General features: G+C 69.5%; 13 protein-coding genes. 3 read left to right on the top strand and 10 right to left on the bottom strand.

Annotation, left to right across the window (positions count from 1 at the left end; genetic code table 11):
• Positions 1-88 precede the first annotated feature (88 nt).
• The 3 genes from ALI22I_RS37045 to ALI22I_RS37035 are packed head-to-tail and all read left to right on the top strand — an operon-like array spanning position 89 to position 2693.
• Positions 89-1033 carry a metal ABC transporter solute-binding protein, Zn/Mn family gene (locus ALI22I_RS37045; protein ID WP_077010266.1) on the top strand — a complete coding sequence of 315 codons (945 nt, stop codon included), beginning with the start codon at positions 89-91 and terminating at the stop codon, positions 1031-1033.
• Positions 1030-1863 (top strand): metal ABC transporter ATP-binding protein, encoded by an 834-nt coding sequence (locus tag ALI22I_RS37040; protein ID WP_077010265.1) that lies wholly within the window; start codon positions 1030-1032, stop codon positions 1861-1863. Before ALI22I_RS37045 ends, ALI22I_RS37040 begins: the two co-directional genes overlap by 4 nt.
• Positions 1863-2693, top strand: coding sequence for a metal ABC transporter permease (locus ALI22I_RS37035; RefSeq protein WP_077010264.1), 831 nt, complete (start codon positions 1863-1865; stop codon positions 2691-2693). Before ALI22I_RS37040 ends, ALI22I_RS37035 begins: the two co-directional genes overlap by 1 nt.
• A 204-nt stretch (positions 2694-2897) precedes the next feature.
• Here the strand turns inward: ALI22I_RS37035 and ALI22I_RS37030 are convergent, their stop codons facing one another.
• The 10 genes from ALI22I_RS37030 to ALI22I_RS36985 all read right to left on the bottom strand — a co-directional run bounded on the left by ALI22I_RS37030 (position 2898) and on the right by ALI22I_RS36985 (position 13224).
• The gene (locus tag ALI22I_RS37030; protein ID WP_238598757.1) at positions 2898-4325 is read right to left on the bottom strand and encodes a GGDEF domain-containing protein; all 1428 of its coding nucleotides are present in this window, start codon (positions 4323-4325) and stop codon (positions 2898-2900) included.
• Between the two features lie 293 nt (positions 4326-4618).
• Entirely contained in the window at positions 4619-5842 is a 1224-nt protein-coding gene (locus ALI22I_RS37025; RefSeq protein WP_077010263.1) for an MFS transporter, read from the bottom strand.
• 364 nt (positions 5843-6206) lie between these two features.
• The gene (locus tag ALI22I_RS37020) at positions 6207-7628 is read right to left on the bottom strand and encodes an MBOAT family O-acyltransferase (protein WP_077010262.1); all 1422 of its coding nucleotides are present in this window, start codon (positions 7626-7628) and stop codon (positions 6207-6209) included.
• 299 nt (positions 7629-7927) lie between these two features.
• Positions 7928-8899 carry a 23S rRNA (guanosine(2251)-2'-O)-methyltransferase RlmB gene (rlmB, locus tag ALI22I_RS37015; protein ID WP_077010261.1) on the bottom strand — a complete coding sequence of 324 codons (972 nt, stop codon included), beginning with the start codon at positions 8897-8899 and terminating at the stop codon, positions 7928-7930.
• A gap of 4 nt (positions 8900-8903) precedes the next feature.
• Positions 8904-10295, bottom strand: a complete 1392-nt coding sequence (gene cysS / locus ALI22I_RS37010) for a cysteine--tRNA ligase (RefSeq protein ID WP_077010260.1) — start codon at positions 10293-10295, stop codon at positions 8904-8906.
• 45 nt (positions 10296-10340) lie between these two features.
• Positions 10341-10952 carry an HAD family hydrolase gene (locus tag ALI22I_RS37005; protein WP_077011110.1) on the bottom strand — a complete coding sequence of 204 codons (612 nt, stop codon included), beginning with the start codon at positions 10950-10952 and terminating at the stop codon, positions 10341-10343.
• Between the two features lie 165 nt (positions 10953-11117).
• Complete coding sequence (locus ALI22I_RS37000; protein WP_077010259.1) at positions 11118-11513, bottom strand: PPOX class F420-dependent oxidoreductase; 396 nt, start codon at positions 11511-11513, stop codon at positions 11118-11120.
• A gap of 5 nt (positions 11514-11518) precedes the next feature.
• The gene (gene ispF / locus ALI22I_RS36995; RefSeq protein WP_238598756.1) at positions 11519-11992 is read right to left on the bottom strand and encodes a 2-C-methyl-D-erythritol 2,4-cyclodiphosphate synthase; all 474 of its coding nucleotides are present in this window, start codon (positions 11990-11992) and stop codon (positions 11519-11521) included.
• Positions 11989-12705 carry a 2-C-methyl-D-erythritol 4-phosphate cytidylyltransferase gene (gene ispD, locus ALI22I_RS36990; RefSeq protein ID WP_077010258.1) on the bottom strand — a complete coding sequence of 239 codons (717 nt, stop codon included), beginning with the start codon at positions 12703-12705 and terminating at the stop codon, positions 11989-11991. The genes ispF and ispD overlap by 4 nt, the downstream gene beginning before the upstream one ends.
• 30 nt (positions 12706-12735) lie before the next feature.
• Positions 12736-13224 carry a CarD family transcriptional regulator gene (locus ALI22I_RS36985; protein ID WP_012782996.1) on the bottom strand — a complete coding sequence of 163 codons (489 nt, stop codon included), beginning with the start codon at positions 13222-13224 and terminating at the stop codon, positions 12736-12738.
• Positions 13225-13322: the final 98 nt, after the last annotated feature.

The following is a 13322-nucleotide window of genomic DNA, read 5'->3' as shown; positions in this document are numbered from 1 at the left end:
CGGTGGACACGGCGGTAGCTGAGCGTTCTAAACTGAACTCGACAACGGTTTCCATTGCCTGTCCGTCCGCCTGTCGAGGAGTGCCCTGATGACCGTCCGCAACGCGTTGCTCGGCGCGGTGGCCGCCGCGACCGCCGTAGTCCTCACCGCCTGCGGTGCCCAGGACACCCCCGCCGCGGCCGGCGGCACGATCAAGGTCGTCGCCTCCACCAACGTCTGGGGCAGCGTGGTCAAGGCCGTCGGCGGTGACGACGTCGAGGTCACCTCGATCATCAACGACCCGTCCGGCGACCCGCACTCCTACGAGAGCAAGCCCGCCGACCTGGCCGCGGTGCGCGACGCGAAGCTCGTCATCTTCAACGGCGGCGGCTACGACGACTTCTTCTCCACCCTGCTCGGCGAGGGCGGGAGCGCCAAGCAGATCGAGACGTTCGCGGTGTCCGGCAAGGCCGCCGAGGCGGAGCCGGAGACCAGCGCCGAGCCCGAGCCCACCGGCGAAGAGGCCCACGACCACGCGGTCAACGAGCACGTCTGGTACGACTTCGAGACCGTCCGCAAGGTCGCCGACCAGGCCGCCGCCGACCTCGGCGCGATCGCGCCGGACAAGAAGGCGACCTTCGAGACCAACGCCAAGGACTTCGGCACCAAGCTGACCGAGCTGGAGCAGCGCGTCGAGGGCAAGGGCGCGGGCAAGAAGGTCGTCGCGACCGAGCCGGTGGCGCACTACCTGCTCGACACCGCGGGCGTCGAGGACGTCACCCCCGAGTCGTTCAGCGAGGCCGTGGAGAACGAGACGGACATCCCCGCCGCCGCGCTCGCCGACGTCACCCAGCTGATCGAGCAGAAGCAGATCACCGCGCTGGTCAACAACACCCAGACCGAGAACGCCGGCACGCTCCAGGTCGTCGGCCAGGCCAAGACGGCGGGCGTGCCGATCGCCGAGGTGACCGAAACGCTGCCCGAGGGCGTCACGGGTTACCTTGACTGGATGACGAAGCAGGTCGACTCGCTGGTGGGGGCCCTCGGCGCATGACCGTTTGGGGCAAGACAGCTCAGGTGACGGACAGGTCGACGCGCGCCGCGGTCGCGTTGCGCGGCGCGCGACTGTCCTACGGCGACCGGGTGCTGTGGGACGGTTTGGACCTGGACGTCGCCCCCGGCGAGTTCGTGGCCGTGCTCGGGCCCAACGGTTCGGGCAAGACCAGCCTCATCCGGGTGCTGCTCGGCCTGCAACCGCTGTCCGCCGGCACCGTGCACGTCGCCGGCGGCAACCGGCGCATCGGCTACATCCCGCAGCAGCGGGCGATCGACGTCAGCCTCACCCTGCGCGGCCGGGACCTGGTCGGCTTCGGCCTGGACGGCCACGGCTGGGGCGTCGGCTGGCGCCACCGGCGCGAACGCCGGGCCGCGGTGGACGCGGCGCTGGAGTCCGTCGGCGCGATGCGGTACGCCGACGCGCCGATCGGCCTGCTCTCCGGCGGCGAGCAGCAGCGGCTGCGGGTGGCGCAGGCCCTGGTGGGCGACCCCGAGGTGCTGCTGTGCGACGAGCCGCTGCTCTCGCTCGACCTGGCGCACCAGCGCGTGGTGAGCGATCTGATCGACGCCCGGCGCCGTGCGGCGGACACCGCCGTGCTGTTCGTGACGCACGAGATCAACCCGATCCTGCCGCTGGTCGACCGGGTGCTGTACCTGGTGGACGGTCGGTTCCGGATCGGCGCCCCGGCCGAGGTGATGACCTCGCGGACGCTGACCGAGCTGTACCGCACGAACGTCGAGGTGGTCCGGGTGCGCGACCAGATCCACGTGGTCGGCGCGCAACACGTGTGCGAGGACGAGCCGCACCACGTGGCGGATGAGGGTTGATGGAGAACTTCTTCGACTTCCAACTGACCGTCGAGCTGCTGGGATACGTCCAGCCGATGCTCATCGCGGGCGCGGTGCTCGGTCTGGTGGCCGGTCTGCTCGGCCCGCTCGTCGTCACCCGCAAGATGGCGTTCGCCGTGCACGGCACCAGCGAGTTGGCGTTCACCGGCGGCGCGGCGGCCCTGCTGATCGGGATCGGCGTCGGGTACGGCGCGCTGGCCGGCTCCGTCATCGCGGCACTGCTGCTGGGGCTGCTGAGCAGGCGTGACTCGGACCGCGACTCGGTGATCGGCGCGATCCTCGCGTTCGGACTCGGCCTGGGCGTGCTGTTCCTGGCCCTCTACAAGGGACGGGCGGCGAACAAGTTCGGCCTGCTGACCGGCCAGGTGGTGAGCGTCGGGTCGACCGACCTGTGGCTGCTGATCGGCTCGTCGGTCGCGGTGCTGGCGGTGCTGGCGGTCATCTACCGGCCGCTGCACTTCGCCAGCGTGGACGCGGCGGTGGCGGTGGCGCGCGGTGTGCCGGTGCGGACGCTGTCGGTGGTGTTCGCGGTGCTGGTGGGCGTGGCCACGGCGTTGAGCGTGCAGCTCGTCGGCGCGCTGCTGGTGCTGTCGCTGATGATCACGCCCGCGGCGGCGGCGAGCCGGGTCACCGCGAGCCCGTTGCGGGCCACCCTGCTGGCCGTGGTGTTCGCCGAGGTGTCCGTGCTGGGCGGGATGCTGCTGTCACTCGCGCCCGGTATGCCGGTGAGCGCGTTCGTCACCGCCGTCTCGTTCTTCATCTACCTCGTCTGCCGGCTGATGAGCGGCAAGCGGGAAAGAGTTCAATAACACGTTTGGCTTCCGCTGAGAACGGGTACAGCCGTGGCAAGGGGGCACCAGGCCCGGCCACGGGGTGCGGGCGCGCGGGAGACAGGTGCCATGCGACGCACGACGAGGACGCCGGGAAACCCCCGCGGAGGCGGCTCAGGCCGTGCCCGTGGTGGCCGCCGTGAGCGCCGGGTCCGTGACCGTCGTGCCCGCGAACGCGGAGTCTTATGCGGACCGCGTGATGTCGGCGGTTTTCTGCCCGACGGACTCCTCCACCGACTGGTCCACGCGGGGCGCGGGCAGCAGCCGTCGGATCTCGCCGCCGGCGACCCGCACCTGGTTGCGGCCGTTCTCCTTGGCCGCGTAGAGCGCGGCGTCCGCGCAGTGCTGCGCGTCGCTCAGGCAGTCGCCGTTGTCCGGCAGCACGGCCACGCCGATGGACGCCGAGATCGCGCGCACCTCCGGTCCGTCCGGGCTCAACGGCAGGTTCCGACCGCGCAGGGTCACCATGTTGCGGTGCTTGTCGGTGGTCACCACGGACATCTCGCCGATCGCCTCGCGCACCCGTTCCGCGATGGCGGTGCCCTGCGCCAGGCCGGTGTCGGCGAGCACCACGACGAACTCCTCGCCGCCGTCGCGCCCGGCCACGTCGCCCGGCCGCAGCTTCTCCCGCAGTATCCGACCGACCTCGGCCAGCACCGCGTTGCCCGCCGGGTGGCCCCAGGTGTCGTTGATCCGCTTGAAGTGGTCCAGGTCGATGGCCAGCACGGTGACCGGCTGCCCGTCGTGGCGGCAGCGGTCGGTGAGCCTGCCCGCGTACTCGGCCAGGCCGTTGGTGTTGAACAGGCCGGTCCGGTAGTCGGTGTGGGCGTCCTTCGTCAGCTGCAGGTGCGCCTGGTGCTGCTCGGCGATGAGCCGTTCGAGGTGGGCCTGGCGCTCCGACGCCCGGTGCAGCAGGGCGTTGACCAGGATCACCGGCACGACGAGCACGAGCGGCGCGACCCAGTGCGTCGCGATCAGCATGCCGAGCATCGCGCCCACGCCCAGCGTGGTCATCTCCAGCATGTTGTCGTTGCGGGAGCCGAGCGAATCGACGAACCGGGTGGCCGGGTTGACGATCTTCAGCGCCACGGTCATCAGGAGCACCTGGACGAACCAGTAGAGCGTCGCGACGGCGACCAGCACCGCGAGCAGACCCAGGTCGGTCGACACGTTGCCCGAGGCCGCCAGGGAGAAGCCGGACAGCTGCACGGCGCCGCCCGCGAGGATCGTGCTGGCCACGATGTGGGCGGAGGTGAAGACGAAGCGGTACGGCTGCCTGCGGGCGATCGGCCAGATGACGATCCGCAGCCACACGGCGACCAACACGGCGAGGCCTCCCGGCAGCACGATGGCGGCGGCGAAAGTCCACACCGAAGTCAGGTCGAAGTAAGGCCCTGCGGATTCGTCGCGCCGGGATTCCTCCGCACGGCGCACGATGGTCAGGTGAACGGTGATGGCCAGAACCAGTGCGGCGAAACGGAGCCAATCCGTAGCCGGAACAGAACTGACGGTAGTCAGCAGCCAAATGGCGTAAATCGCCACGACCGCTTCCACCGAAAGGATGTAGGCGATCGCCGTGCGCCGCAGCGACCACAGGTCCCAGCTGCGCATCCGGTACCCCTTGGCGACTGTCGCGGATGGCCCGTGGTCAGGCAAACTGTTCTTCACCACGTCCCCCTAGACTCATGCCGCCGCCGCGCGGCACCTCGCCGGCGCTGCGCCGGCATTGCGGACCCCATCGGTACCCACGCGCGTAGAGGAGCATCTGCCATGCGTAACCGCGAGTGGTGACCTCATCGCTACCCTAGAGCCCGACTCGAAAATCTTCACCGTCCGTGCGCACACCCTCGCGGAGAGCGCACGAACGCTTTGTCATGGGAATCGTCATTCACGATGACTCCGTTTCATGTGATCACGGCGTTCGGGTCGGTCCTGGTTCGTGCCCGGTTCCAGGCTACGGTGGCTTGCGCCGCAAGGAGCAACCCGATGCCTCCCGCGCCGGCGATCGTCGCGGTCACCGAACCCACAGCGTGCGCCACCACGCCCGCCACGGCCATCCCGCCGCCCTGGCTGGACCGTAGTGCCGTACGGGCGATCCCGTAGGCCCGACCGCGGTAGGCGTCGGGCAGGTAGCGCATCCACGCCGACCGCGCCGGCGTGTGGTACGCACCGGCCATACCGGCGATGACCAGCAGTGTGATGGTCCAGGTCAGGTTCGGGTTGAAGGCGAACATGACCAGTGGCGCCAGGGACAGTATGGCGAGCGGACCGATGAGCCGCTCACGTTTCACGGGATCGCGGACCACCCGGAAGAGTACGGCCACGCCGAGGACGTTGGCGGCGGGTTCGATGGCCAGGATCAGGCCGACCGCCCACACCGCGTCCAGGCTCGCCGCCAGGGGCACCGCGAGCCCTTCGGGGACCATGGCGAGGCCGGCCAGCAGGCGCAGGCCCATCAGGCTGCGCAGCCGGGGTTCGGTGAGCAGGAGCGCGAGGGCGCCCCTCGGGCCGTCCGGGTCGCGGTGCGCGCCGAGCGGGTCGGCGGCCGGTCGGTGCCGGACCGAGAGCTGCACCAGGATCGCCACCCACACGAACGTGGCCGCGTCGATGGCGAGCGCCACGTTCGCGCCCGCGCCGGCGACGAGGAAGCCCGCGGCGGCCAGGCCGGCCATCTGGGCGATGTCCACCGACGTGCCGAACACCGCCACACCGTCGTCGTAGCGCTTCTCCGGCAGCACGTGGGGCAGGCTGGCCTCCTGGGCCGCCAGGAACGGTGACGAGACCATCAGGACGACGACCAGCAGCACGATCATGATCCACAACGGCATGCCCGGCACCGCCATGAGAGCGACCAGGGCCGCCTGGAGCCACGCGGAGCAGACCATCACCGTGCGGCGGGGGAACCGGTCCGCGACCCAGCCCAGCAGCGGGCCCGAGATCAGCGACGGGACCAGCGTCAACGACCAGGTGAGGGCGGTCCAGGCCGGTGAACCGGTGCGCTGGAACACCAGCAGCGACAGCGCGACCGCCGCGAGCTGGTCACCGAACGTGGACACCATCGAACCGATCCACATGCCGCGGAACTCGCGGTTGCCCACGAGCGCGCGGACGGTTCCCCCGGAAGTCACAACTCCTCCAGGTCGGTCGGTCCCGATGAGTGAGTCACGTTACCCCCACCCGAAGTAACAATTCCCTCGGTTAGCACGGTAGAAGCTGCCGGATGTGCAATCTCTAGTCCTACCACAGTGTGTACCTGAACGGAGCAGGTCGGTTACCCAAAGTAGTTACAATGGCGAAAAATCACGCTACTTATTCTTGACAGTTGACGGTAGGTTACCCAGCGCGAGCAATGCTCGCCTACCCTACGTCGACCGCGGCACCCATTGCGCGCGCGGTCGCTGGTCCGACCGGGTCAGCGCGTTCCCGCCGGGCGCCGGAACGGCTGCGATGGTTGGCTGCCTAATTGTTGACCGGGCACGGACTTGTCGATCATCAGAACTGGTAGTACAAGAACGGGCTGAACGTACCGCTCGCCACCAGGATCGCGGCATAGCCGACACCCACCGTCATCAGCGAGACCCGTGCCGCGGTGGCGACCTTGTCCCGGGAAGACTCCAGGTAGGGACCGGTCGCCGGGTGGTCGGGCATGACCACGATCACCAGGGCCAGCAGCAGCAGAACAATGCGCTGATTGGTCGCGGCCGCCGTGACGGCTTCGGTCAACCCGCTGAAATCCGGCAACAGCATGTGGCCGATGATTGTGAACGCCGTACCTAGATCGGCGGACCGGAAGAACACCCAGCCGATTACCACCAGCAACATCGTCAAGATCCGCCGCGCAATTCGGGTACGCATAGTGACGGGGGTCGAATCCCACCCGAATCGGCGCTCCAGCACGAGCAGGCCGCCGTGGAACAAACCCCACACCAGGAACGTCCAGTTGGCGCCGTGCCAGAAACCGGTGAGCACGAAAACGATCGACAGGTTGCGATAGGTCTGAACCATTCCGCCGCGGTTCCCGCCAAGTGGGATGTAGACGTAGTCGCGGAACCAGCGCGACAGCGACATGTGCCAGCGGCGCCAGAACTCGGTGATGGTGACCGACGAGTAGGGGCGGGCGAAGTTCTCCGGCAGCCGGAAGCCCAGCATGCGGCCCAGGCCGATGGCCATGTCCGAGTAGCCGGAGAAGTCGAAGTACAGCTGGAGCGTGTAGCCGACCGCGCCCAGCCACGCGATCGTCGTGGTCATCTCGTCGGCAGGGGTGGCGAAGCAGGCGTCCACCATCGGTGCGAGCGAGTCGGCGATGATCACCTTCTTGCACAGGCCGAGGGCGAACCGGGGGAAGCCGGCCGCGACGTCGTCCCAGCGGTGCATGCGCGGCTGCGGCAGCTGGTCGGCGATCTCCCGGAAGCGCACGATCGGGCCCGCGACGAGCTGAGGGAACATCGCGATGTAGGTGACGAACGCGACCGGGTCGCGCAGGGCCGGGCGCTCGCCCCGGTACACGTCGACCACGTAGGAGATGTGGTGGAACGTGTAGAAGGAGATGCCGATCGGCAGCGCGAGTTCGAGCACCGGCAGGTCGGCGCCCACGACGGAGGCGATGTCGTGCAGCTGGGCGGTGGCGAACCCGGCGTACTTCCAGACGATCAGGACGCCCAGGTTCACCGCGATCGCGCCGACCAGGACCAGCCGCCGGTCGCCCGACGTGCCCGGCTCCAGCCGCCGCCCGGCCAGGAAGTTGACCACCATGCAGGCGAGCAGCAGCAACGTCGTCCCGCCCGCGCCGGAGACGTAGAACAGCAGGCTCGCCACCGCGACCACGCCGTTGCGCCAGCTCCGGGGCGCGACAAGGACGGTCGCGAGCACGACCGGCAGGAAGAACCACAGGAACAACGGGCTGGCGAAGGACATCGCCGCAGACCTTATCCGCCGCTCACGCGCCCCGGACCCGATCACCCCACAAACCGGCCCACCTCACACCCACCCACCCGCCCCAACGCCCCAACTCGCGCGTCCCCAACGCAGAACACGCGCGTTCTGAGCGTTGGACACGCCGAGTGTCGTACGTTCAGAACGCGAGAGTCGAACACTCAGGTAGGCCGAGTTCAACGCTCAGGTCGGGTGTTGAACTCAGGGGTCCTGAGCGTTCGACTCTCGGGGTCTGAGGCTTCGACTCTCGCGACTTGGAGGTTCGACTCTCGCGGTGGGGGTTAGGGGTGGGTTAGGTCTAGGCGGCGTCGGCGGGCGACCTCGGCCAGGACTACGCCGGCGGCTACGGAGGCGTTGAGGGACTCGACGCCGGCGGCCATGGGGATCGAGACGGTTTGGTCGCAGGTTTCCTTCACCAGGCGGGAGAGGCCTCGGCCTTCGGAGCCGACGACTACCACCAGAGGACCGGTGGCCAGGTCCAGGCCGTCGATGTCTACGTCGCCGTCGGCGTCCAGGCCGACGATCATCAGGCCGGCCTCGGCCCACTCCTTGAGTTGGCGGGTCAGGTTGGTCGCCACGGCGATCGGCATCCGGGCCGCGGTGCCGGCACTGGTCCGCCACGCCACCGCGGTGATGCTCGCCGAACGGCGCTGCGGCAGCACGATGCCGTGCGCACCGAAGGCCGCCGCCGACCGCACGACCGCACCCAGGTTGCGAGGGTCGGTCACCCCGTCCAACGCCACCAGCAACGGCGGCCGGCCGGACTGGTTCGCGATCTTGAGCAGCTCACGCGGCTCGGCGTACTCGTACGGCGGCACCTGGAGCCCGAGCCCCTGGTGCATCGCGCCACCGGTGATCCGGTCCAGCTCACCGCGCTGCACCTCCAGCACCGAGATGCCACGCGTGGCAGCCAGCTGCACGGCCTCGGCGACGCGGTCGTCCGCGTCGATGCCCAGCGCCACGTACAGCGCCGTCGCCGGGATACCGGCCCGCAGGCACTCGACCACCGGGTTGCGCCCGGCCACGGTCTCCGGCCCGTTCTCCGCGGCCTTGCGCCGCTGCGTCCGGGCCTGGTCGGCCTTGGCCGCCGCGTTGGCCCGCTTGTACGCGGGGTGGTGGGGTCGTTCGACCGCCTTGGGCGTCGGGCCCTTGCCGTGCAGGCCCTTCGGCTTCTGCCCGCCGGAACCGACGACCGCGCCCTTCTTGGAGCCGGGGTTGCGCATGGCGCCCCGGCGCTTGGAGTTACCAGCCACGAGCTCAGTCGTCCTTCAAAGTCCACAACGGACCGTCGGGGGTGTCCTCGACGGCGATACCGGCCAGGAGCAGGTGATCGCGCAGCGCGTCCGCGCGCGCGAAATCCCGGTCCTTTCGGGCCTGCGACCGCTCTTCCAGCAGCCGCTCCACCAGCACGCCCAGCGCGCGTCTGCCCGCGCCGCCCGCCGCGGCGTCGTGCCACCGCGGTGACAGCGGGTCCAACCCGAGCACGTCGGTCATTGCCCGCACCGACTCTGCGGCCGCACGCGCGCCCAAGTCGTCACCGGACTCCAGCGCCGTGTTGCCCTCACGCAGCCGCTTGTGGATCGCGGCCAACGCGCCCGGCGTGCCCATGTCGTCATCCATCGAGGCCACGAACACGGCCGGCAGCTCGCCGTCCGCCCCGATCGCCCCGGTGCGCTCGACCACGCGCCGCAGGAACGACTCGATCCGCCGGTACGCCGACACCGACTCGTCCAACGCCTCGGGCGAGTACTCGATGTGCGACCGGTAGTGCGGCCCCACCAGGTAGTACCGCAGCTCCGGCGCCCGCACCTGCTCCAGCATCGCCGGGATGGACACCGTGTTGCCGAGCGACTTGGCCATCTTCTCGCCGCCCATGGTCACCCAGGCGTTGTGCATCCAGTACCGGGCGAACCCGTCACCCGCGGCCCGCGACTGCGCCTGCTCGTTCTCGTGGTGCGGGAAGATCAGGTCGATGCCGCCGCCGTGGATGTCGAACGTGCTGCCCAGGTACGTGGTCGCCATCGCCGAGCACTCCAGGTGCCAGCCCGGCCGGCCCGGACCCCACGGCGTCGGCCACGACGGCTCGCCCGGCTTCGCCGCCTTCCACAGCGTGAAGTCGCGCGGGTCGCGCTTGCCGGTCGCGGCGGACTCGCCCTGGTGCACCTCGTCCAGCTTCTGCCCGGACAGCGCGCCGTACTCGGGGAACGACGTCACCGAGAAGTACACGTCACCGTCGGACGCGTAGGCGTGGCCCTTCTCGATCAGCCGGTCCATCAGCTCGACCATCTGCGTGACGTGCCCCGTCGCACGCGGCGAGTACGAGGCGGGCAGGCAGCCCAGCGCCGCGTAGGCGTCGTCGAACGCCCGCTCGTGCTGGTAGGCCCACTCCCACCACTCGGCCTTGTGCTCGGCGGCCTTGGTCAGGATCTTGTCGTCGATGTCGGTGACGTTGCGCACCAGGTGCACGGTCGAGCCGTCACGGCCCAGCCAGCGGCGCAGCACGTCGAAGTTGAGGCCGCTGCGCACGTGCCCGATGTGCGGAACGCCCTGCACGGTGGCCCCACAGACGTAGATCGACGCCGTTCCGCTGACCTGCGGGACGAACTCCCGCATGGACCGGGTCGCGGTGTCGAAGAGGTGGAGGCTCACGTGAAGATGGTACGGGCGATGACCACCCGGGGTTGAATCGCCCGGTCAAATGTGCTTACGGAGCACCTGCAGCAGAGCGTCCGGCCTACTGCTGGTGGGGTGCGGTTGCACGATCTCCACCGCGCACCCGATGGCCGCCGCGCCGCCGTCTGCCTCGGGGCTGTCGCCGATCATCAGCGCCTCGCTGGGGTCCACACCGAGCCGGTCGCAGGCGATCTGGAAGAGCTTCGGGTCCGGCTTGATGAAGCCCTCCTGGTAGGAGAGCACGTACTCGTCCACCCGGTTCTCAATGCCGTGACGTGCGAAAACCGTGCGGATGTCCCAGGCGGTGTTGCTGACGACCGCGGTCGGCAACTCGGTGCCAAGCGCTTGCGCGGTATCCGGGTAGGCCTGCCAGAACGGCGGGCTGACCAGGTCGTCGTAGAACCGCGCCGGGTCCGCTGCGCCGGCCTTCGCCAGGACGGCGAGGTGCATCTCGCGGTGCGCGTCCGGGTCGAGGTCGCGGCGTTCCCACTGTGCGGGATCGATGTCCAGCCCGTCCGCCAGGCCGACGGGTGCGGTGAGCGCGCGCAGCAGTTCGGCGTGGGCGGCCAGCGAGTCGTGCTCCAAGCGGAACAGGGTGCCGGAGAAGTCGAAGAGCACGGCGCGGATCGTCACGGAGCGCACGGTACGTGGTCCGAACATCCGAGGTCTCCGGAAGGAGGACAACCGAGACCAGACTCACGGTGTTGGATTGCCGCTCCTCCGGAGACGGCGGGCGAGGTCGCGTCGTGGTCCGGGTGGTCCAAGGGGCCAGGAGCAGGGGGCCAGGGGGTCTTGGGGCTAGGCGGCGTTGCCGGTGACCTTGGTCGGGGTCAGGCGCAGCACCACTCGGACCTGGCCGGGCGCGTCGGCCGGGAAGTCCCCGCCGTAGTACTTGTGCGAGAGGGCGTTCGCCAGCACGCGGCCGGTGTCCTCGGTGATCGTCACGGTGCCGCGGATCTCCGCGTACACCTCCGGGTCAGCGGTGTTCCACACGCTCACGCTGGCCCGCGGGTCACGTCGGAGATTGCGTTCCTTGGCCCGGTCGCGCAGCGTCGAGAAGAGCAGGTCGTCGCCGTCCCGGGCGATCCACATCACCGCCGAGTGCGGGCTGCCGTCCCGGTTGAGTGTGGCCAGCGTGGCGTAGTTCCTGCCGTCGACCAGGGCACGCGTCGCCGCGCTGAGGGTGATCGCCATGTGGATCAGGCTAGTGGGATGAGCAGCGCGGTCGCCACGGCCGCGAGGCCTTCGCCGCGCCCGGTCAGGCCCAGGCCGTCGGTGGTCGTTCCGCTGACCGAAACCGGGCCGCCGACCGCCTCGGACAGCACCTTCTGCGCCTCGTCCCGGCGTTTGCCGATCTTGGGGGCGTTGCCGATCACCTGCACGGCGGCGTTGCCGACCTGGTAGCCGGCCTCTTCGACCAGCCGACGGGCTTCGGCCAGGAATTCCACGCCGTGCCGACCGGCCCACCGCGGGTCGCTCGTGCCGAACACCGCGCCCAGGTCGCCCAGGCCGGCGGCGGACAGCAGGGCGTCGCACAGCGCGTGCGCGGCCACGTCACCGTCCGAGTGACCGGCGCAGCCGTCCGCGTCGTCCCAGCGGAGACCGGCCAGCCAGCACTCGCGGCCTTGTTCCACCTGGTGGACGTCTGTGCCGATGCCCACCCTGGGGATCACGGTGCTCCTTCTACGGCGGTCCTGACCAGCAGCGCTTCGGCTACGGCCAGGTCGAACCGAGTGGTGATCTTCATGGCGTCCGGGTGGCCGGGGATCGTGACAACCGGCACACCGAGTCGTTCCACCAGGCCTGCGTCGTCCGTCGCACCCAGGCCCGCTTCGTGTGCGGCCTCGTGCGCGCGGACCAGCACGGACGCGTCGAAACCCTGGGGAGTTTGCACGATGCGCAGCGATGCCCGATCGGGTGTGGCGACAACCACGCCGCCCGGATCGACCTGCTTCACCGTGTCCGCGACCGGCAGCACCGGGATGACCGCCGGATGACCCGCGGCAACGGCGTCCACCACGGCCTTCACCACGGACGGCGGGGTGAACGCGCGGGCCGCGTCGTGCACCAGCACGATCGACGTGTCGGGGATCTCACGCAGCGCGTAGGTCAACGCCAGGCGCACCGAATCGGATCTCTCGGCGCCACCGGCCAACACGTGCACCGCCCCGTCGGCTGGGGCCAACGGGGCGGTGACGGTGTTCACAATGTCCACATCGGAGGCAGGCGCGGCGATCACCACGTGCTGCACGCAGCCGGAGTCCAACAGGCCGCGCACCGCACGCACGAGCAGCGGAACGCCGTCGACCGGCACAAGCGCTTTGGGCATCCCGTAGCCCAACCGCTCACCCCGGCCCGCCGCGGGCACGAGCGCGACCACACTCATGTTCGCGGTTTCCGAATGTCGGGTGGACGATCAGGACGCGGTAGCCAGGACCTCGTCGAGGAGGACCTCAGCCTTGTCCTCGTCGGTGCCCTCGGCCAGCGCCAGTTCGCTAACCAGTATCTGTCGAGCCTTCGCCAGCATCCGCTTCTCACCAGCGGACAGTCCACGATCCTTCTCGCGCCGCCAGAGGTCGCGCACCACTTCGGCCACCTTGTTCACGTCACCGGACGCGAGCTTTTCCAGGTTGGCCTTGTACCGCCGGGACCAGTTGGTCGGCTCCTCCGTGTGGGGAGCACGCAAGACCTCGAAGACCTTGTCAAGACCCTCCTGGCCGACGACGTCGCGAACGCCCACGATCTCGGCGTTGTCGGCGGGGACGCGAACCGTGAGGTCGCCCTGGGCGACCTTGAGAACGAGGTACTTCTTCTCCTCGCCCTTGATCACACGGGTCTCGATTGCTTCGATGAGAGCGGCACCGTGGTGCGGGTAGACGACGGTCTCTCCGACCTTGAAAACCATGTGTCCTCTGCCCCTTTCGCTAACCCCATACTAACACGCCGAGCAATCCCCTCTTCGGCGTCCGGAGATCAGTTAGCGCTGGTCAGGGCCGCGTGGGG

Origin of the sequence: Saccharothrix sp. ALI-22-I (assembly GCF_001984175.1) — a bacterium.
Taxonomy (GTDB): Bacteria; Actinomycetota; Actinomycetes; order Mycobacteriales; family Pseudonocardiaceae; genus Actinosynnema.
Note: the sequence above shows the minus strand (reverse complement) of the source record. Positions and strands in the feature narration are given on the sequence as shown.

Bases quoted from the DNA above. Each gene is read 5' to 3' on its own strand.
- ALI22I_RS37020 (WP_077010262.1), bottom strand. From the start codon at position 7,628: ATGTCCTTCGCCAGCCCGTTGTTCCTGTGGTTCTTCCTGCCGGTCGTG.
- ALI22I_RS36985 (WP_012782996.1), bottom strand. From the start codon at position 13,224: ATGGTTTTCAAGGTCGGAGAGACCGTCGTCTACCCGCACCACGGTGCC.
- ALI22I_RS37040 (WP_077010265.1), top strand. From the start codon at position 1,030: ATGACCGTTTGGGGCAAGACAGCTCAGGTGACGGACAGGTCGACGCGC.
- ALI22I_RS37045 (WP_077010266.1), top strand. From the start codon at position 89: ATGACCGTCCGCAACGCGTTGCTCGGCGCGGTGGCCGCCGCGACCGCC.
- ispD (WP_077010258.1), bottom strand. From the start codon at position 12,705: ATGAGTGTGGTCGCGCTCGTGCCCGCGGCGGGCCGGGGTGAGCGGTTG.
- ALI22I_RS37035 (WP_077010264.1), top strand. From the start codon at position 1,863: ATGGAGAACTTCTTCGACTTCCAACTGACCGTCGAGCTGCTGGGATAC.
- ALI22I_RS37030 (WP_238598757.1), bottom strand. From the start codon at position 4,325: ATGCGCAGCTGGGACCTGTGGTCGCTGCGGCGCACGGCGATCGCCTAC.
- ALI22I_RS37000 (WP_077010259.1), bottom strand. From the start codon at position 11,513: ATGGCGATCACCCTCAGCGCGGCGACGCGTGCCCTGGTCGACGGCAGG.